Here is a 19,176-nt window from a genome sequence, read left to right as displayed (position 1 = left end):
AAGGAAACCATCATGCAATTTATCGACCTCGCCGCCCAACAAGCCCGAATCAAAGACCAAATCGATACCAACATCCAAAAAGTGCTGGCACACGGCGGCTATATCCTCGGCCCCGAAGTCGCCGAATTGGAAGAACAGCTCAAAGCCTATTGCGGCGCACAATACTGCATCACCTGCGCCAACGGTACCGACGCGCTGCAAATCGCGCTGATGGCTTTGGGCGTGCAGGCCGGCGACGAAGTGATCACCCCCGGCTTTACCTACATCGCCACCGCCGAAACCGTGGCCCTGCTCGGCGCCAAACCCGTGTATGTCGATATCGACGAAACCACCTACAATATCGACCCCGCCAAAATCGAAGCGGCCATTACCGACAAAACCAAAGCCGTCATTCCCGTATCGCTCTACGGCCAATGCGCCGACTACGACGCCATTAACGCCGTCGCCGCCAAACACAACCTGCCGGTGATCGAAGATGCCGCCCAAAGTTTCGGTGCCACCTACAAAGGCAGAAAATCGGGCAACTTAACCACCATCGCCTGCACCAGCTTTTTCCCCAGCAAACCTCTGGGCTGCTACGGCGACGGCGGCGCGGTTTTCACCAACGACGAAACGCTGGCGACCGTTATCCGCCAAATTGCCCGCCACGGCCAAGACCGCCGCTACCACCATATCCGCGTGGGCGTAAACAGCCGTTTGGACACGCTTCAAGCCGCCATCCTGCTGCCCAAACTGGCGATTCTCGAAGAAGAAATGCAGTTGCGCCAAGAAGTTGCCGCCCTGTATGCCGAAGCCCTGCAAGATACGGGCATCGCCGTGCCGTTTGTCGAAGCGCACAACCGCAGCGCGTATGCCCAATACACCATCCGCGTGAAAAACCGCGATGCCGTTCAGACGGCCTTGAAAGAAGCGGGCGTTCCTACCGCTGTGCACTACCCGATTCCGCTGAACAAACAGCCCGCCGTTGCAAGCGATGCCGTGCTGCCGGTGGGCGATTTGGTGGCACAGGAAGTCATCAGCCTGCCGATGCACCCGTATATGACGCACAAACAAGTGCGGCAAGTGGCCGACGCACTCAAAGCGGCCGTTTAAGCGGCCGGCCTCTTCGGAGGCCGTCTGAAAACATACTGACATGAATGCACGCAAACTTTTAGGTTACGCTCTCGGCCCGCTCGGTAGTGCCGCCGTCGGCATTATCTCCCTGCCGCTGATTTCTTGGTATTTTCCGGCGGAAGACATCGGCCGCATCATCATGCTGCAAACCGTGTCGGCATTGATACTGATTGCCGTGGGATTGGGGTTGGATCAAGCGTATATCCGCGAATATTACGCCGCCGGAAACAAAGCGGCTTTGTTTAAAACCACCGTGGTTCCGCCTGTTTTGCTCACTGCGCTGCTGATTGCCGGTATTGCAATATGGAACTTGAACTGGCCGTCTGAAAAGATACTTGAGCTGGACGATACCGCTTTAAGCATATTGTGCCTGTTGTTTTTTACGGGCGTGTTGCTGGTGCGTTATTTCTCGCTGATTTTGCGAATGCAGGAAAAGGCTTTTGCATTTTCATTCAGCCAGTTCACGCCGAAAGTGTTGATTTTGGCATTGGTACTGTGCTGCGTGTTGCTCAAGCTGCCCACCGATACGTTTACTTTGGTATCGGCTTATACGCTGGCCCAGTTGGTTACCGTCGGCGTATTGGTTTTACAAACCCGTACCGAACTGAAAGCCGCCGCCGCTGCGCCGTTATCGCCCCGACAATTGAAAGACACCCTCAATTACGGCCTTCCGTTGGCTTTAGGCGGGCTGGCGTATTGGGGGTTTACTTCGGTAGACCGTTTTTTGCTGAAAAGCTTGGGCGGCCTGTCGGAGTTGGGTATTTACTCGATGGCGGTCAGCTTTGGTGCCATTGCGCTGATTTTTCAAAGCATCTTTTCCACGATTTGGGCACCGATGGTGTTCAAATGGGTCAAAGAAGAAACCAACTTGGATAAAATCGGCCGGATTACCGGCTTGATGACGGATTTAATCGCGGCAATACTCTGCATAGTGGGTATTTGCTCGCCACTAGTTGCTTGGATACTGCCGGAAAAATACGCACCGGTGCAGTTTATCCTGCTTTCCAGCATGTTGTTTCCATTGCTGTATACCCTGACCGAAGTAACCGGCATCGGCATCAATGTGAGCAAGAAAACTTGGTTGATTACCGTGTTTTCAGTCGTTGCCCTGCTGTGTAATTTAGGCTTGCTCTATCGACTGGTTCCCGCTTTGGGCGCGAAAGGTGCGGCAATGTCGACCGCCGTCTCTTTTTGGGTGTTTTCCGTTTTGAAAACGGAAGCCTCTGTGCGTTTGTGGCAGCCGCTGCCGCGCATACAGCTCTACGGCACCATGCTTGCCTGCCTGATTTGCTGTTTGGCCTATACCCGTTGGGGAAATACCGGCAATTATTTTGTTTTCGCTGCCGTTTGGCTGCTGGTGTTGGCAATATTATTGATGAAACACAGAAACATACTTCTTCAGGCGGCCTCGGTTATCAAAGGCCGTCTGAAAAAGTAGGACGTTGAAAACAGAAAATTAAAAGCGTATAGCCATGCATGTATTGATTATCCCTTCGTGGTACCCTACCACCCGCCAAGATATGAACGGCATCTTCTTCCGCCAACAGGCTCAGGCTTTGCAGCATTCCGGCCTGAAAGTGGGCGTGATTGCGCCGATTTTCCGATCCGTGCGCGGCGAACCCGCTTCTATTTTTACCGGCGGCTACGGCATCCGCAGTTATGTTGAAAAAGGGGTTCCGACTTATGTGTATAAAAGCATGTATTTTTTCCCGCGTACCGCACTGGACCGCAACCGCTGGATAAAAGCCGGACGCAAACTGTTTGAACTCTATGTGCGCCAACACGGCAAACCGGACGTTATCCACGCCCACTGCATGAATCACGCCGGAATTCTGGCCCATCAAATCCACGCGGGAACACAGATACCGTACGTTATCACCGAGCACAGCACCACTTATGCGCGGAAACTCATTCGCGACTGGCAATGGGATGCGATGCACAAAGCGGCCGAACAATGCGCATCAAGAATTGCGGTCAGCAAAGATTTCAAGCAACGGCTGGAAAAAGAATACCGCGGCCTTAGTTGGAAATATATTCCCAATATTTTGTCCGCCAACTTCGAAGCACCCGTCGACCTAAACAACAAACCATCGAATACCGACTTTACTTTCTGTTCGGTTGCCCACTTACAGCACAAAAAAGGTTTTGATATTTTATTGCCTGCCTTTGCCGAGGCTTTGAAAAAATATCCGCAACTGAAACTGAAAATCGGCGGCACGGGGCCTGAGGAAGGCAAACTGCACCAATTGGCAGAAAGCCTCGGCCTTAAAGGATCGGTCAGCTTTTTAGGCGGGCTGAAAAGCGATGAGGTGTTGGATTTGATGTATAACAGCGATGCCTTCGTGCTGCCCAGCCGCCATGAAACGTTCGGCGTGGTGTTTATCGAGGCGCTGTCGCAAGGGCTGCCGGTGATTGCCACGCGCTGCGGCGGCCCCGAATCTATCGTTAACGACGATAACGGCCTGCTCGTCCCCTCCGAAAACCGGCAGGCCCTTACCGAGGCATTAATCCATCTGTATGAAAACCGCCGGCATTACAATGCCGCCGTGCTGCGGGAAAACTGTTTGAAAGAATTCGGGGAAAAAAGCGTAACCGCGCAAATCACAGCCGAATACGAGCAAGCCGTTTCCAACAAATAAACAAGCATCAATAAAAAAGCCGGAGTGATTGTGAAACTCAGAAGCCAAACCTTATACATTTTGATGATTTACACCATGCTCTGCGCATACATGGTGGGGCCGATGCTTTCGTTCACGGCAGGCATTCCCCGTATCGACAACCCTCTGTCGTTATTATTCGTATGCTGCACACTTGTCATCGCTTTCTTTGAAAACAAGCGTTTTCCAACTCAAATCGGCATGCCTTTGATATGCCTGAGTTTCATGGCCGCTTGGAGTGCTTTGCACCTGCTTATCTCTACATTGAGCAACACACAATTCGCCGACCTGATGTTTTTCCTCGTCGTGCCCTGCTTTTTCTACATTCTTTACCTTTGCATTTCGAGACATGAAGACCCACTCGGCTTTATCCAGCGTTTGATGATCGTATTCACTTTATTCATCGCTCTGCCGCCGTTAGCAGAAATAGCGATAGGTATGCCTTTTGTAAGCACCTCGGGAGAAGAACTTTCGATTGAATCGGGAGCGGCGAAAGGTTTCTTCTTTAACCCCAATAACATGGCGGCGACGGCTGTTTGCGTTGCCCCTGCAATTTTAATATTTTTCAATTACTTCGGACGTACGGCAAAAGAAAAAACGGCAGGTTGGGCATTGTTTGCTTTATTGGGCGCGGCTATTTTCATCAGTGCCTCCCGAACCGCAATTGCTTGTTACCTTGCCCTGCTGGCTTTACATTTTATCTATCGGAAAAACGGTTTGGCCACGTTAATCGCTTTGGCAGGTACCTATATGCTGTTTGCGATCACGCCTTCGTACATCATCCAGAATTTCCTATTGTCCCTTAACAGCAATCCGTTTTTAGAGCGCCTTTCATCGCGCCTGTATTTATTTCTATATGATTTCGGCAGCGATAATTCCGTATCCTACCGCCAAGAAATTTACAACTACTTTTATGACAATCTGCCTTTTCTGTATACCGGCTACGGCCCGAAAAATTTTAGCGGATATTTCGGCGGTCATCTCAGCTACAGCTTGGGCTTTGAAAACCCGCACAGTTTCATCATCGAACTTTATTTGGGCTTCGGCATCATCTCGTTACTGGCCTTTATCGGGTATGCCGCCGTGTATTGCACCGGAATAATTTTTGCTAAACCGCTTGAAAACAAAATACGCTTTTTCGCCTTGATCGGCATGGCGGTTTTTCTGGTAGCAGGCTTTATCCCCTCTTCCATTTTGCGGCTGCCTTTCGTTTGGATTCCTTGTTTTTTAATTTTTATTTATATCGTTCTCCATACTTCGCAATACAACCGTACTCCGATTTACGGGTTTATCCGTTCCTCTTGGAAACATTTATGAAAATTATCTTAACTTCTTCCATGAGCGGCCTCGGCGGAACAGAGCATGCCACCTTCCGCCTCGGGCGTTTACTGAGCGAACAAGGCCACACTGTTATTTTGGCCTCTTCAGACGGCCCTTTGATTCAAGATGCAGAGAAACTGAGCATAAAATGGTATGAAATTGATTTCTACCAAAGCACGGCCGGCTATTTCAAAGGAATGCTGGCATTCGCCAAAATGCTGAAACTCGAAAAACCGGATATCGTGCACTGCCAGATGGCCCGTATCGTGCCTGCCTGTGCCGTGGCGGCGAAAATCGCTTCGCCCAAAACCAAAGTGTTCTACCATGCCCGCGGCCTCAACCCTGAAACTTATCCGAAAATCGCCAAACTTTTCGACAAGCTCGGCGTGTATATCATCGCCAATTGCAGACACGAACAGCAAAAACTGATCCGACACGGGTTTCCCGCCTCCCGCATTGACTACACCTACAATGCCCTGCCCGAAATCGATTCGGTTCCTGAAAAAACCGAAAAAGATTACGTGATGCTCGGCACGCTTTCCCGTTTGGATAAAGTTCGCGCGGTTAATCTGGCCATTGATATGGTGAAAGTACTGCTCGACCGCGGCTTATCCGTACGGCTTTCGGTTGCCGGTATCGGCGAAGAGTTGGAAAACCTGAAAGCGCAGGCCCGCCGCTTGGGAATGGACGACAAAGTGATTTTCCTCGGCGGGGTACGCGATTTGAACGCTTATTTCAAAGAAGTCGACATTCTGCTCAACACACCCGTTTTGGTAGGCGACCACGGTGCCGGAGTCGGTAACAATACGCTTGAAGCAGGCTTGTACGGCGTGCCCGTGGTTACTTATGATGTGGCGGGCGTATCCGAAATCGTACTCAACGGCAAAACGGGCTATTGCATTCCGTTTGAAGACAAAACCGCCTTTGCCGATGCGGTCGAAACGCTGGTACGCGATGCCTCTCTGCGCCGACAAATGGGAACCGCTTTAAAACAACATGTCGAAACCCTCTGTTCCGACGAAGAGATTTACCGCACCACCATGGCAGCATACAACATGTAAACAAGAGGTAAGCCGGATGAGAATTACCATTGTCGCCCCTTATTGCTCGCTGCCTGCCGAGCCGCATTTCAACCGCTTCTGGTATCTTGCCGAGCTGTTGTCCCAATCGCATGACGTTTTGCTGATTACCAGCAACTTCAAGCATTACGACAAATGTTTCAGACGGCCTCGGGATGCCGAAACAGCTTCCAGAGGCCGTCTGAAAGTGATGTTGCTCAACGAAAGCGGCTACAACAAAAACGTATCGCTGGCACGGGTGCAGAGCCATCATGTATTTGTTAAAGAATTCGAACGATGGCTTGCCGGCTGCCGCCCCGGTGATCAGAGTGTCGTATATTCCGCCTATCCGCTGATCGCCACCAACATTCTGCTGGGGCGACACAAAGCCCGTTTGGGCTACAAACTGATTATCGACGTGCAGGACGTTTGGCCGGAATCTTTTTCTTCGGTTGTGCCTTTCTTGAAAAAAATACCGCACAACCTGCTGCCGTTTGCCTCGCGCGCCAATGCTGCCTACCGCTGTGCGGACGGCTTGGTCGCAGTATCGCAAAGCTACCTCGACCGCGCCCAAGAAGCCAACCCGAACGCGCCCGGAGAAGTGGTTTATATCGGTGCTGATTTTGAAAAACTGGCCACCGCTCCGGCCAAAACATTCGGCGACAATAAAACCCGCTTTTTCTATTTGGGCACGCTGAGTTTCAGCTACGATGTCGAAACCGTTTGCAAAGGCATACGGCAACTTGCCAACGAGGGCGAAAACGTAGAACTGCATGTTATGGGTGGCGGCCCCGATTTAGACAAACTCAAACAATATGAATCCAATTCGGTTAAATTTTACGGTTTCCTTCCTTATGCGGAAATGATGTCAGTGGCCAAAGGTTGCGATATCGCCGTCAACCCGATTCATTCTTATGCCATGCAATCGATTACCAACAAACTCTCCGACTACATGGCTTTGCAGAAACCGATTCTCAACAGCCAAATCAACCGGGAAGTTGCGGAAGTACTGACGCTGGTGCCACATGCCGATTACCGGTCGGGCGATGTGGCGGATTTTGTAGCGGCGGCAAGAAAAATTCTGCTGCATAAAAACGATCCCGTGCAGTCGGAAGAAATCAAACGCCGCTTCAAACGCGATATCGCCTATCAAAAAATCGTCAACCTTATCGAAAGGTTAGGCCATGCATAAACTGCTCAAACGCCTGCTCGACATCATTGCCTCGGCATTAGGGTTGATTGTTTTATCCCCCGTGTTTCTGGTGTTGATTTACCTGATCCGTAAAAATCTCGGTTCGCCGGTATTTTTTACCCAAACCCGCCCGGGCATGAACGGCAAGCCTTTCAAAATGGTTAAATTCCGCTCGATGCGCGATGCGGCGGATTCAGACGGCCATCCCCTTCCCGACAACGAACGCCTGACCCCGTTCGGCCGCAAACTGCGCTCCACCAGCCTCGACGAACTGCCGGAACTTTGGAATGTCTTAAAAGGGGAGATGAGTTTGGTCGGCCCCCGCCCGCTGCTGATGGAATACCTGCCGCTGTATAACGCTTTCCAATACCGCCGCCACGAAATGAGGCCGGGCATTACGGGGTGGGCGCAGGTAAACGGCAGAAACGCCATTTCATGGAACGAAAAATTCCAATTGGATGTCTGGTATATAGACAACCATTCTTTTTGGTTGGATTTGAAGATTTTGCTGCTGACCGTAAAAAAAGTATTCGTCCGCGAAGGCATCTCGGCAGAGGGCGAAGCCACCACAACCAAATTTACAGGCAATGAAGATAATGAATAACAAACTGGCCGTTATCGGTGCGGGCGGGCACGCCAAAGTGATATTGGACGCGGCTTTGTTGATGGAAAAGTGGGAAACCGTGGTCTTTCTCGACGATTATCATAACGGCAAAAAAACCGAATTTATGGGCTTTCCGCTGCTCGGCGGCTGCGGGCTGCTCGGGCAAACCGTTACCCCCGACCAATATGATGTCGCCCTCGCCATAGGCGACAATGCAACCCGCAAGAGGCGTTTTGAAGAAGTGGAAAAAATGGGCTTCCACCTACCCGTTATCACCCACCCCTCCGCCGTCGTCAGCCGTTTTGCCAAGGTAGAACACGGAACGGTTATCTTCGCGCAAGCCGTTGTAGGTGCCGGAGCACATATAGGAAAAGGGGTAATCATCAACAATTCGGCCACGGTCGATCATGATTGCCGGCTAGGTGATTTCGTGCACATCAGCCCCGGTTCTCATTTGGCAGGAAACACTTCTATCGATGAATTGAGTTGGATAGGAATCGGCAGTTGTACCCGGCAAAACAGCAAAGTAGGAAAAAACTGCATCATCGGCGCAGGAGCTGCCGTTATCGAAAATATTCCCGACAATGAAACCGCATTCGGTATCCCCGCCCAAAAACTGACAAGGTAGAAAAACATGCTAAACACCTCACTTGCCCCGTGGCCTTCGTTTACCCAAGAAGAGGCCGATGCCGTATCCCGCGTATTGCTCTCCAATAAAGTCAATTATTGGACGGGCACGGAATGCCGCGAGTTTGAACAAGAATTTGCCGCTTTTGCCGGCACGCAATACGCGGTTGCACTCGGCAACGGCACGCTGGCTTTAGACGTTGCCCTTAAAGCCATGGGCATCGGTGCGGGTGACGATGTGATCGTTACCCCGCGCACGTTTTTGGCTTCTGCCTCATCGATTGTTACAGCCGGTGCCAACCCCGTGTTTGCCGACGTGGATTTAAACAGCCAAAACATTTCCGCCGAAACCATTCAGACGGCCTTAACTCCGAATACCAAAGCCATTATCGTGGTGCATTTGGCCGGTATGCCCGCTGAAATGGACGCGATTATGGCTTTGGCCGACAAGCACAATCTGTGGGTCATCGAAGACTGCGCCCAAGCCCACGGCGCGAAATACAAAGGCAAACCGGTCGGCTCCATCGGCCATGTCGGCGCATGGTCGTTCTGCCAAGACAAAATCATGACCACCGGCGGCGAAGGCGGCATGGTTACCACCAACGATAAAGCGTTGTGGTCGAAAATGTGGTCGTATAAAGACCACGGCAAAAGCTACGATGCCGTGTACAACCGCCAACATCCGCCCGGCTTCCGCTGGCTGCACGAAAGTTTCGGCACCAACTGGCGCATGATGGAAATGCAGGCCGCCATCGGCCGCATCCAGCTCAAACGTATGCCGGAATGGACGGCCAAACGCCAAGCCAACGCCGCCAAGCTGGAGGCCGTCTTAAAAAACTTCGGCAGCATCCGTTTGGTGAATGTTCCCGACTACATCGAACACGCGCAATACAAATTCTATGCGTTCGTGAAACCCGAAAACCTCAAAGCAGGCTGGAGCCGCGACCGCATCGTCGAAGAATTAGGCGCGCGCAAAGTGCCGTGCTATCAGGGCAGCTGCTCGGAGGTGTATTTGGAAAAAGCCTTCGACAACACGCCGTGGCGGCCGAAAGAGCGTTTGAAAAACGCGGTGGAATTGGGCGACACCAGCCTGATGTTTTTGGTGCACCCGACCATCACGCCCGAACAAATCGATTTCTGCTGTAAAAACATCGAATCCGTGTTGAAAGAAGCAACAAAATAAACATAACCCGCTTTCTGCCAAAGGCCGTCTGAAAGGCAGGATATTGCGTGGGCCCGACCCATATCAACGTCATAACAATCTTACTCAGAGTACACCGCCATGAACCTGGAAACGCTGTTGACGCTACCCCGTAATGTCAAAAAAACCTTTTTCGTGATTCACGATGCCGTTGTAATCTTTGTAGCTTTCTGGTTTGCCCAAAGCCTGAAAGCCAGTTACAACGAAGAATGGTCCAACCCCGCCAACTGGCTGGCTTTCGGCAGTACCGCCGTGCTGACTATCCTGCTGTTTATCAAACTGGGTCTGTACCGTGCCGTTACCCGTTACGTAAGTACCCGTGTTCTGACTACGGCGGTCTTGGGCTGCTTCATCTCGGCAATGCTGTTTTTCTTAAGCGTGTTGATATTCGAACAGCGGCTGCGGTTGGCTTTGCCGATTGTTTATTTCTTGCTGCTGGTCGTGTTGGTTACCAGCTCACGCATGATACTGAAAACCATTTTGTCCGACCGCCGCCGTAGAAAACATATGATTCCCGTCATCATCTACGGCGCAGGCCAATCGGGGCGGCAGCTTTTGGAAGCCATCAAACAAGTCAGCGAATATTATGCGGTTGCTTTTGTAGACGACAACACCGCCATCCAGTGTACGCTGATTTACGATCTGATGGTGTACAAGCCGTCTGAACTCGACGATCTGATCAACCGCTACGGTGTCGAAAAAATCCTGCTGGCCATTCCGAGCGCCACGCAGGAAGAACGCAAAATCATTGTCGAACGTTTGAAAGCGTATCCATGCGAAGTGCTGGCGATTCCCGGCATGAAAGATTTGGTAGACGGTAAAATTACTGTCAGTGCCTTGAAAAAAATCTCGGTTGTCGACCTACTCGGCCGCGACCCCGTAGCTCCCGACGACAAACTGATGGGAGCCGACATTACCGGAAAAGTAGTCATAGTTACCGGTGCGGGCGGTTCTATCGGTTCGGAGTTGTGCCGCCAGATTATCCGCTACCGCCCGGCCAAACTGCTGCTGTTCGAATTATCCGAGTTTTCGCTGTACAGCATCGATAAAGAACTGTTCGAATTTCAGACGGCCTCGAACACCCATATCGAAGTTATCCCCCTGCTCGGTTCCATACAGCACCGCAAACGTCTTTTTACCATCATGAAAGCATACGGCGTGCAAACCGTGTATCACGCCGCCGCCTACAAACACGTACCCATGGTGGAATTCAACACCATCGAAGGCGTGCGAAACAATGTGTACGGCACCCTCTTCTGCGCACAGGCGGCAATCGATGCGGACGTGGAAACTTTCGTGCTGATTTCCACCGACAAAGCCGTCCGCCCCACCAATACCATGGGTGCGAGCAAACGCATGGCCGAGCTCTGCCTGCAAGCATTGGCCGCCGAACCCGGCCAGAAAACCCGCTTCTGTATGGTGCGTTTCGGCAACGTGCTCGGTTCTTCCGGTTCGGTTGTGCCCGTATTTGAAAAACAAATCGCCGCCGGCGGTCCTGTTACGCTGACCCACGAAGACATCACCCGTTACTTCATGACTATACCCGAAGCCGCCCAGCTGGTGATTCAGGCCGGAGCGATGGGTAAAGGCGGCGACGTATTTGTGCTCGACATGGGCGAATCGGTCAAAATCATCGACCTTGCCCGTCAAATGATCCGCCTCAGCGGTTTGGAAGTAAAAGACGAAAATCACCCCGACGGAGACATCGAAATCAAAGTTACCGGATTGCGTCCGGGTGAAAAATTATATGAAGAATTGTTAATCGGAGATGACGTACAAAAGACCACACACCCCCGAATTATGACAGCCAGCGAGGTAATGCTGCCTTGGAGCGAGCTATCCGACATTCTCGAACGTATGGATTCGGCATGCAAAGAAATGAACCAAATGGCCCTTCGCCAACTCTTACTCGAAGCACCAACCGGTTTTACCCCCAAAGACGACATATGCGATTTGGTTTGGAAACAAAACCTCAAGGCCGTCTGAACACCCTGCTCTTCATTTCCTGTTTTCAGACGGCCTCACGAAACCAATGAGAAGGACGAATTACGTGAACATCAGAAAACTCACTGTTATCAGCTTTTCCCTGCTGGTTTTCACGGCAGGCTGTACCGTTATCCCCGGGTCGGGACTCCCCACACGCAATAAAACCGTGGTTTATGAAAACAACGAAACCGTTGCCGACACCAAACTCGATAACAGAGTCAATATCTACCCGATTACCCTCGGCTTGGTGGAGCGCATGCAGGAATCTCCCCGCCGTGCCTTAAGCAACCCGGCTCTGGAACGCCAAAAAGCAGCTTACCGCTACCGCATCGGCAGCGGCGACGTATTGAACATTCTGGTGTGGCACCACCCCGATCTGAACACACCCACCCCCATCAGCACCAACCCCGAAAGCAAACAGGTCAGCAACGGGGCATGGGTGGACGAATCAGGCTATCTTGCCTACCCGCTGGCAGGGAAAATCTATGCCCGCGGCAAAACCCTGCCCCAATTGCAAAAAATCCTCACAAGCCGTCTGAAACGCTACATCAAAAGACCGCAGGTTTCCGTCAACATAGCCGAATTCCGCTCGCAACGCGTTTCCGTATCGGGAGCAGTGGCCAAGCCCGGCCAATTTCCCGTTACCAATATCCCGCTCACCTTGGTTGACGTAATCGACCAAGCCGGCGGTGCGGCCGAAAACGCCGATACCAACAACATCAAATGGACTAAAAACGGCATAGAACGCACCATTTCACTGCAAGACATCCGCCAATACGGTGATTTGTCGCAAAACCTGCTATTAAGCGGAGGCGACATCGTTTATGTGCCCACTACCGAAAACAGCCGTGTTCACGTAATGGGTGAAGTCGGCAAACAAACCACGCTGCGTATCGGCAGCCACGGTCTGACCCTCACGCAGGCTTTGGGCGATGCAGGCGGCATGAACCAAATAACGGCTAATGCTTCGGGCGTGTTCGTTATCCGCAACGCACCTTACGACCGTAAAAAACCGATACACGTTTACCAGCTTAATCTGAAAGACGCTTCGGCCTATGCGCTGGCCAACCGTTTCAAACTGCGTACCGATGACGTGGTGTATATCACCGCCGCTCCGGTGGCACGCTGGAACCGCGTCATTTCACAGCTGACAAGCTCGATTACCAACGCCAATTCTTTGGACAACACGTTCAAATAGTCAGCTGATGTTGTAGTCCGACAGGTTTTAAACGTGATGTACCAAAAGATTTTGATTGTCTGTATCGGCAACATTTGCCGCTCCCCTACCGCCGAACGGCTTTTGCAGCAGAAAATGCCGCTTCTAAACATATCTTCAGCAGGATTGCGTGCGGTAACAGGTAAAGATGCCGAATTGCAAGCAATTAGAACAGCGCTCAAACACGGTGTGATTGTCGCGGGGCATACTGCCCGCCAGCTTACACCGGAAATGTGCAAAGAAGCGGATCTGATTCTAGTGATGGAACCCATACACATCGAGATGGTGGCGGATATTCTGCCGGAAGCCAGACGGAAAACCATGCTGTTTGCCCAATGGCTGCCCAAAAAAAGCATTCCCGACCCATTCCAGCAACCGGAAGAAGTTTTCGAAGCCGTTTACCGGCAGCTTGCTGATGCGGCAGAACAATGGGCGATGAAACTGACCCTCAGACCCTAATCCGATAAAAATATAACCGATAAAGCTTAAGGAAATTCCGATAATGGCTAAACACTATCCTCCTTTTCCGCAAAATAACGGCAACGGTGGCGAAATCGACCTCGGGCAGCAAATACACAGCCTGTTGGCCTACAAAAAACCGATTCTTACTGCGGTGCTGGCAGGCGGCCTGCTCGGTGCCCTGTACAGCGTTTCGGCCACCCCGGTATACCGTGCCGATGCCATGCTTGAAATCGAAACCAAGCAAAACCAGATTCTTTCCGAAATCAATGCGGTATACAGACCGGACAACCCACCGACTTCGGATGCTGAAATCGAACTGGTTCAGTCGCGCTTGGTTATCGGTAAAACCGTGGACGATTTGCAGCTCGACCAAACCATCACTCCCGAATATTTTCCCGTATTCGGACGTTTGGCACACAACCTCAGCAGCGATGTCGAACCCGAGCTGAAAATCCACACTTTCACTGTTGATAAAGAATGGCTGAATGAGCCGTTTACACTCACTGCAACCGACAAAAAAACCTACAAACTCGAGCTACCCAACGGCAAAGTGTTGGAAGGCCGGGTCGGGCAGCCACTGAAAATCAACGCGAAAACCACCTTACAGGTCAATCAGATTTTGGCTGATGCCGGCCAAAAATTCTCAATGGTCAAACATTCAAGACTGAGTGCCATCGAAAACATCAAACAGAACCTCACCGTATCCAGTAAAGGCAAAACCAGCCCGATTATCAATCTGGCTTATACGGGTGAAGATTCCGAAAAAATCCACGCCATACTCAACAGCATTGCCGACAACTATGTCAACCAAAACGTCAACCGTGATGTTCAGGTTGCCGCCAGCGGATTGGCTTTTATCAGCAGCGAGCTGCCCCGTTTGCGCGAAACGCTGCAAGATGCCGAAAACAAATTAAACGAATACCGCCGGAAAAGCGGCTCGCTTGATATTCCCGTCGAATCCAAAGGGGCACTTGAAAGCCTGATTAATATCGAAGCCCAAATCACCACACTGAAAACCGAAGAAGCAGGAATGGCCGAGCTGTACACGCCCGAGCACCCGTCATACAAAGCCGTACTCGACAAACTGGCCGTGCTGCAAAAAGCCAAAAGCAAAATCAACCAACAAATCGCCGACCTGCCGAACACCCAGCAGGAAGTCATCCGCCTGACGCGCGACGTCGAGACCAACCAAACCACCTACACTCAGCTTTTAGCCAAACAACAAGAGCTCAACATCTTGAAGGCCAGCTCGCAGGGCAACGTGCGTATTATCGACTATGCCGACGTACCTGAAAAACCCGTAGCTCCCCGAAAAGGCATGATTACCCTGCTGACAGCCTTAACTGCAGGCATGATTGCTTCAGCTTGGTACCTGTTGCGTTCCGGTGTACGTAAAGGCCTGACTACGCCGTCTGAAATCGAGCACATGGGCATGGAAGTGGCCGCCATCGTACCCTTATCGAAAGTGCAAAGCCGCTACAGCAACAAACTGAAGCCGCTTACGGGCCGCTCGGACTTCCTGCTGGGCGAACAAGAGCCTACCGATGCCGCCATCGAAGCTTTGCGTGCTCTGCGTACCAATATTTACTTCTCAATGATCGGTGCTAAAAACAATATCTTGATGGTAACCGGCAGTGCACCCGATGTCGGTAAATCTTTTATTTCGTCGAATCTGGCCACCGTGATGGCACAATCGGGCAAAAGAATCCTGCTGATAGATGCCGACATGCGCAAGGGATATTTGGATCAGCTTTTCAATGCCCGTGCCGATGAAGGCCTTGCCGAGATTTTGGAAGGCAAAGTTTCTCCGGGGCAAGCCGTTCAGGAAACCCAAATCAACCATCTGGACTTCATCAGCCACGGCACCATGCCTGAAAATCCTTCCGAGCTGCTGATGGACGGCCGTCTGAAATCACTGCTGCTGCGTGCCAGCCAACGTTATGACTATGTAATCATCGATACGCCGCCGGTATTGTCTGTTACCGATGCCAATATTATCGGCCAACACGCCGGCATTACCTTGCTGGTAACGCGCTATGAGATTACCACCGCCCGCGAGCTGGACAACAGCGTCAACCGCCTGTTGCAGAGCAATGTAGACATCCACGGCGTGATTCTGAACGGCATGAAACGCAATTCGCACGACGGCTACGCCTATTATGCAGCCTATGTAAATAAAGATAAGAATTAAAGCGTACCAAATTTCACGACACAAAGAGGCCGTCTGAAAAGATTCTTTCAGACGGCCTCTCCGACATATATATCCAAAATTCAGAAAGATCTAACTGTCGTCATCCTCCCGCCCCAGCAGCATCGCGTCCCCATAACTGAAAAAGCGGTATTTCTGTTCGACCGCATGGCGGTAAACGTGGCGGATGTGTTCCGTGCCCGAAAACGCACTTACCAGCATCAGCAAAGTCGATTTCGGCAGATGGAAATTGGTAACCAAACGGTCGACCACCTTGAAACTGTAGCCCGGCGTGATAAAGATATCCGTATCGCCCCTGCCCGCTTTCAGACGGCCTGTTTCCCTTGCCGCCGACTCCAACGCCCGCATCGACGTTGTGCCCACCGCCCACACTTTATTTCCCCTACGGTGAGCCGCTTCAACCATTTCTACCGTTTCAGACGGCACATCGAACCATTCGCTGTGCATCTTGTGTTCGGCAATATTCTCCACCCGCACCGGCTGGAACGTGCCCGCCCCCACATGCAGCGTTACTTCGGCCGTCTGAATACCTTTGCCGCGCAAAGCCGTCAGCAACTCTTCGGTAAAATGCAACCCGGCCGTCGGAGCCGCTACCGCTCCCTGATGTTTCGCATAAACGGTTTGGTAACGGTTGTCGTCGTTATCGTCCGCCGCACGTTCAATATAAGGCGGCAACGGTAAACGGCCGTTGTTTTCCAACAGATCATATACACTTTGGCTTCCCCCAAAACGCAGGCAGAACAACTCGCCCACACGTTCCACCATCGTGGCGGCGATACCGCCGTCAAACACCAGTTCCGTACCCGGTTTCGGCGATTTTGACGAACGTATATGCGCCAATGCGGTATGTTCGTCCAACACCCGCTCGATTAAGGCCTCGATTTTACCGCCGCTGGCTTTCTGACCGAACAAACGGGCTTTCATGACTTTAGTATTGTTAAATACCAGCACATCACCCGCATCCACATATTCCGGCAAATCATTAAATATCCCATCACACAACTGTTTACCCGGCAACGCAACCAGCAAACGACTGCTCCCGCGCACGGCAGGCGGATGCTGTGCAATCAATTCATCCGGCAGTTCGAAATCAAAATCGGAGATATGCATCGGTGGAATCCGTAAAAAAACAGGCCGCTATTATAGCGGAAGAATCCTTTAGCAGACATGAAGCCGCAATACCGCCTTTATTGCATACAAACAACGTTATTCTTCCGGCATCAGTTGATGTTAAAATAACGCAGTAGAACAAATACTCAATTAAATTTTCCACAAATGACAGCAAAAACAGAAACTGATTTTTACAGGCCAAAACTGCCTTTTTTTGATATTTTGCTGGACATTTAACAGCAAGTTAGTGAAAATAGCCGAATATTCTTTTTTGTAACAACCTGTAAACAGCATAGAATTCCAATCCTAATCCTGCCTGATACTCGATTTTCAGCCACAGGATTATTTATTTTTCATAGCACAGAAAACGCGGTAAATCGCGCTCTGCACAGCCTCAAGCACAAGGAACCATATTATGGACTTACGCAAACTGAAAAAACTGATCGACTTGGTTGAAGAATCGGGCATCGCCGAAATCGAAGTAACCGAAGGCGAAGAAAAAGTACGTATCACCCGTTCCACTGCCCCGCAGCAAGCCATCTATGCCGCACCGACTGCCGTCCACCATGCGGCGCCCGCCCCGGTAACACCGGCCACCGCCGCGCCGGCGGCAGCACCCTCCGCGCCGGCAGCACGCGATTTGACCAATGCGCAAAAATCACCGATGGTCGGTACCTTCTACCGCGCTCCCAGCCCCTCTTCCCCTCCTTTTGCAGAAGTCGGCCAAACCGTTAAAGCCGGCGATACTTTATGCATTATCGAAGCCATGAAGCTGATGAATGAAATCGAAGCCGAGAAATCAGGCGTTATCAAAGAAATTCTGGTAGAAAACGGCCATCCCGTCGAATACGGCGAACCGCTGTTTATCATCGAATAATATTTCAGGCGGCCTCGGTTATGTATCGGGCCGTCTGAAACCCGTCAGAACCAAAGTCCGCAAACTTTGCCCGTTCATTCCGAAAGACACCGTATGTTGAAAAAAGTCTTGATTGCCAACCGTGGCGAAATCGCGCTCCGCGTATTACGCGCCTGCCGCGAAATGGGTATCGCCACCGTAGCCGTACACTCCGAAGCAGACAAAGACAGCCTGCATGTAAAACTGGCCGATGAATCCGTATGTATCGGCCCCGCCCCTTCCCCGCAAAGTTATCTGAATGTTCCCGCCATTATTTCTGCCGCCGAAGTAACCGGTGCCGATGCCATCCATCCCGGCTACGGCTTTCTGGCTGAAAACGCCAGCTTCGCCGAACAAGTGGAACAATCGGGTTTTACCTTTATCGGCCCCCGTCCCGACACCATTCGCATGATGGGCGATAAAGTGTCGGCCAAGCATGCCATGATCGAAGCGGGCGTACCTTGTGTACCCGGTTCCGACGGTGCATTGCCCGACGACGACAAAGAAATCTTAAAAATTGCCGATAAAGTGGGCTTCCCCGTGATTATCAAAGCATCCGGCGGCGGTGGCGGACGCGGCATGCGCGTGGTCGAGAAAAAAGAAGACCTGCTCAAATCGGTGGAAATGACCAAAACCGAAGCCGGAGCCGCATTCGGCAACCCCATGGTTTACATGGAACGCTATCTGCAAAAACCGCGCCATGTCGAAATTCAAGTTCTCGCCGACGAGCACGGCAACGCCATTTACTTGGGCGAGCGCGACTGCTCCATGCAGCGCCGCCACCAAAAAGTCATTGAAGAAGCCCCTGCGCCCGGCATCACCCAAGCCGAACGTGAAAAAATCGGCGAAGCCTGCGTAGCCGCCTGCAAACGCATCGGCTACCGCGGCGCGGGCACATTTGAATTTTTGTATGAAGACGGAGAATTCTTCTTCATCGAAATGAACACCCGCGTGCAAGTGGAACACCCCGTTACCGAGCTCATCAGCGGTGTCGACATCGTGCAGGAACAAATCCGCGTTGCCAGCGGCCTGCCCCTGCAATACCAGCAGAAAGACATCCGGCTCGAAGGCCACGCATTCGAATGCCGTATCAACGCCGAAGACCCTTACAACTTCATCCCCAGCCCCGGCCTGATTGAAAGCTGCCATCTGCCCGGCGGCCTCGGCATCCGCGTCGACAGCCACATTTATCAAGGCTACCGCATACCGCCAAACTACGACAGCTTGATCGGCAAAATCTGCGTACACGGCAAAACCCGCGAACAAGCCATGGCCAAAATGCGCGTGGCGTTGGCAGAGCTGGCGATTACCGGCATCAAAACCAACACTGCCCTGCACCGCGATTTGTTTATCGACCCCGGCTTCAGCCAAGGCGGAGTGAGCATCCACTATCTCGAAAAATGGCTGGAAGAGAAAAAAGCCAGGGAAGCCAAATAAGCACGTATCCGCCCGCATGGAGGCCGTCTGAAAGATTTCAGACGGCCTTTTTCAATAGGCACTTATCCGTTAGAATGACCACCACTTTC

The 19,176-nt window shown here is 51.7% G+C and carries 16 protein-coding genes; 15 read left to right on the top strand and 1 reads right to left on the bottom strand.

Annotated features, from left to right (window positions below):
* The first annotated feature begins 12 nt into the window (after window positions 1-12).
* From EL216_RS08870 to EL216_RS08810, 13 genes are all read left to right on the top strand, one after another.
* Window positions 13-1,092 (top strand): DegT/DnrJ/EryC1/StrS family aminotransferase, encoded by a 1,080-nt coding sequence (locus EL216_RS08870; RefSeq protein WP_085391119.1) that lies wholly within the window; start codon window positions 13-15, stop codon window positions 1,090-1,092.
* A gap of 40 nt (window positions 1,093-1,132) precedes the next feature.
* Window positions 1,133-2,551, top strand: coding sequence for a lipopolysaccharide biosynthesis protein (locus EL216_RS08865; protein WP_085391118.1), 1,419 nt, complete (start codon window positions 1,133-1,135; stop codon window positions 2,549-2,551).
* Window positions 2,552-2,585: 34 nt separating this feature from the next.
* Window positions 2,586-3,752 (top strand): glycosyltransferase, encoded by a 1,167-nt coding sequence (locus EL216_RS08860; RefSeq protein WP_085391117.1) that lies wholly within the window; start codon window positions 2,586-2,588, stop codon window positions 3,750-3,752.
* 30 nt (window positions 3,753-3,782) lie between these two features.
* On the top strand, window positions 3,783-5,087 hold the full coding sequence (locus EL216_RS08855; RefSeq protein WP_085391116.1) for an O-antigen ligase family protein: 1,305 nt from the start codon (window positions 3,783-3,785) through the stop codon (window positions 5,085-5,087).
* The gene (locus EL216_RS08850; RefSeq protein ID WP_085391115.1) at window positions 5,084-6,151 is read left to right on the top strand and encodes a glycosyltransferase family 4 protein; all 1,068 of its coding nucleotides are present in this window, start codon (window positions 5,084-5,086) and stop codon (window positions 6,149-6,151) included. The genes EL216_RS08855 and EL216_RS08850 overlap by 4 nt, the downstream gene beginning before the upstream one ends.
* A gap of 16 nt (window positions 6,152-6,167) precedes the next feature.
* Window positions 6,168-7,340, top strand: coding sequence for a glycosyltransferase (locus EL216_RS08845; protein ID WP_085391114.1), 1,173 nt, complete (start codon window positions 6,168-6,170; stop codon window positions 7,338-7,340).
* A complete protein-coding gene (locus EL216_RS08840; protein WP_085391113.1) occupies window positions 7,333-7,944 on the top strand; it encodes a sugar transferase in 612 nt (203 codons plus the stop codon). The genes EL216_RS08845 and EL216_RS08840 overlap by 8 nt, the downstream gene beginning before the upstream one ends.
* A complete protein-coding gene (locus tag EL216_RS08835; RefSeq protein WP_232005239.1) occupies window positions 7,937-8,572 on the top strand; it encodes an acetyltransferase in 636 nt (211 codons plus the stop codon). Before EL216_RS08840 ends, EL216_RS08835 begins: the two co-directional genes overlap by 8 nt.
* 6 nt (window positions 8,573-8,578) lie before the next feature.
* Window positions 8,579-9,754: a DegT/DnrJ/EryC1/StrS family aminotransferase gene (locus EL216_RS08830; RefSeq protein WP_085391111.1), complete on the top strand. Its 1,176-nt coding sequence runs from the start codon at window positions 8,579-8,581 to the stop codon at window positions 9,752-9,754.
* A 99-nt stretch (window positions 9,755-9,853) separates the two neighbouring features.
* The gene (locus tag EL216_RS08825) at window positions 9,854-11,758 is read left to right on the top strand and encodes a polysaccharide biosynthesis protein (protein WP_085391110.1); all 1,905 of its coding nucleotides are present in this window, start codon (window positions 9,854-9,856) and stop codon (window positions 11,756-11,758) included.
* A 70-nt stretch (window positions 11,759-11,828) separates the two neighbouring features.
* Complete coding sequence (locus EL216_RS08820) at window positions 11,829-12,956, top strand: polysaccharide export protein (protein ID WP_232005290.1); 1,128 nt, start codon at window positions 11,829-11,831, stop codon at window positions 12,954-12,956.
* A 36-nt stretch (window positions 12,957-12,992) separates the two neighbouring features.
* Window positions 12,993-13,433 (top strand): arsenate reductase/protein-tyrosine-phosphatase family protein, encoded by a 441-nt coding sequence (locus EL216_RS08815; protein ID WP_085391108.1) that lies wholly within the window; start codon window positions 12,993-12,995, stop codon window positions 13,431-13,433.
* Between the two features lie 43 nt (window positions 13,434-13,476).
* Window positions 13,477-15,627: a polysaccharide biosynthesis tyrosine autokinase gene (locus EL216_RS08810; RefSeq protein ID WP_085391107.1), complete on the top strand. Its 2,151-nt coding sequence runs from the start codon at window positions 13,477-13,479 to the stop codon at window positions 15,625-15,627.
* Between the two features lie 90 nt (window positions 15,628-15,717).
* Here EL216_RS08810 and queA read toward each other — a convergent pair whose 3' ends face one another.
* Window positions 15,718-16,755 carry a tRNA preQ1(34) S-adenosylmethionine ribosyltransferase-isomerase QueA gene (queA, locus tag EL216_RS08805; RefSeq protein ID WP_085391106.1) on the bottom strand — a complete coding sequence of 346 codons (1,038 nt, stop codon included), beginning with the start codon at window positions 16,753-16,755 and terminating at the stop codon, window positions 15,718-15,720.
* Between the two features lie 415 nt (window positions 16,756-17,170).
* Here queA and accB point away from each other — a divergent pair, with 415 nt between their 5' ends.
* On the top strand, window positions 17,171-17,632 hold the full coding sequence (gene accB, locus EL216_RS08800; RefSeq protein WP_085391105.1) for an acetyl-CoA carboxylase biotin carboxyl carrier protein: 462 nt from the start codon (window positions 17,171-17,173) through the stop codon (window positions 17,630-17,632).
* A gap of 93 nt (window positions 17,633-17,725) precedes the next feature.
* On the top strand, window positions 17,726-19,087 hold the full coding sequence (gene accC / locus EL216_RS08795; RefSeq protein WP_085391104.1) for an acetyl-CoA carboxylase biotin carboxylase subunit: 1,362 nt from the start codon (window positions 17,726-17,728) through the stop codon (window positions 19,085-19,087).
* Window positions 19,088-19,176: the final 89 nt, after the last annotated feature.

It is taken from the genome of Neisseria animaloris (genome assembly GCF_900637855.1).
GTDB lineage: Bacteria > Pseudomonadota > Gammaproteobacteria > Burkholderiales > Neisseriaceae > Neisseria > Neisseria animaloris.
The sequence above is the reverse complement of the archived record's forward strand: the minus strand, read 5'-3'. Positions and strand labels throughout refer to the sequence as shown.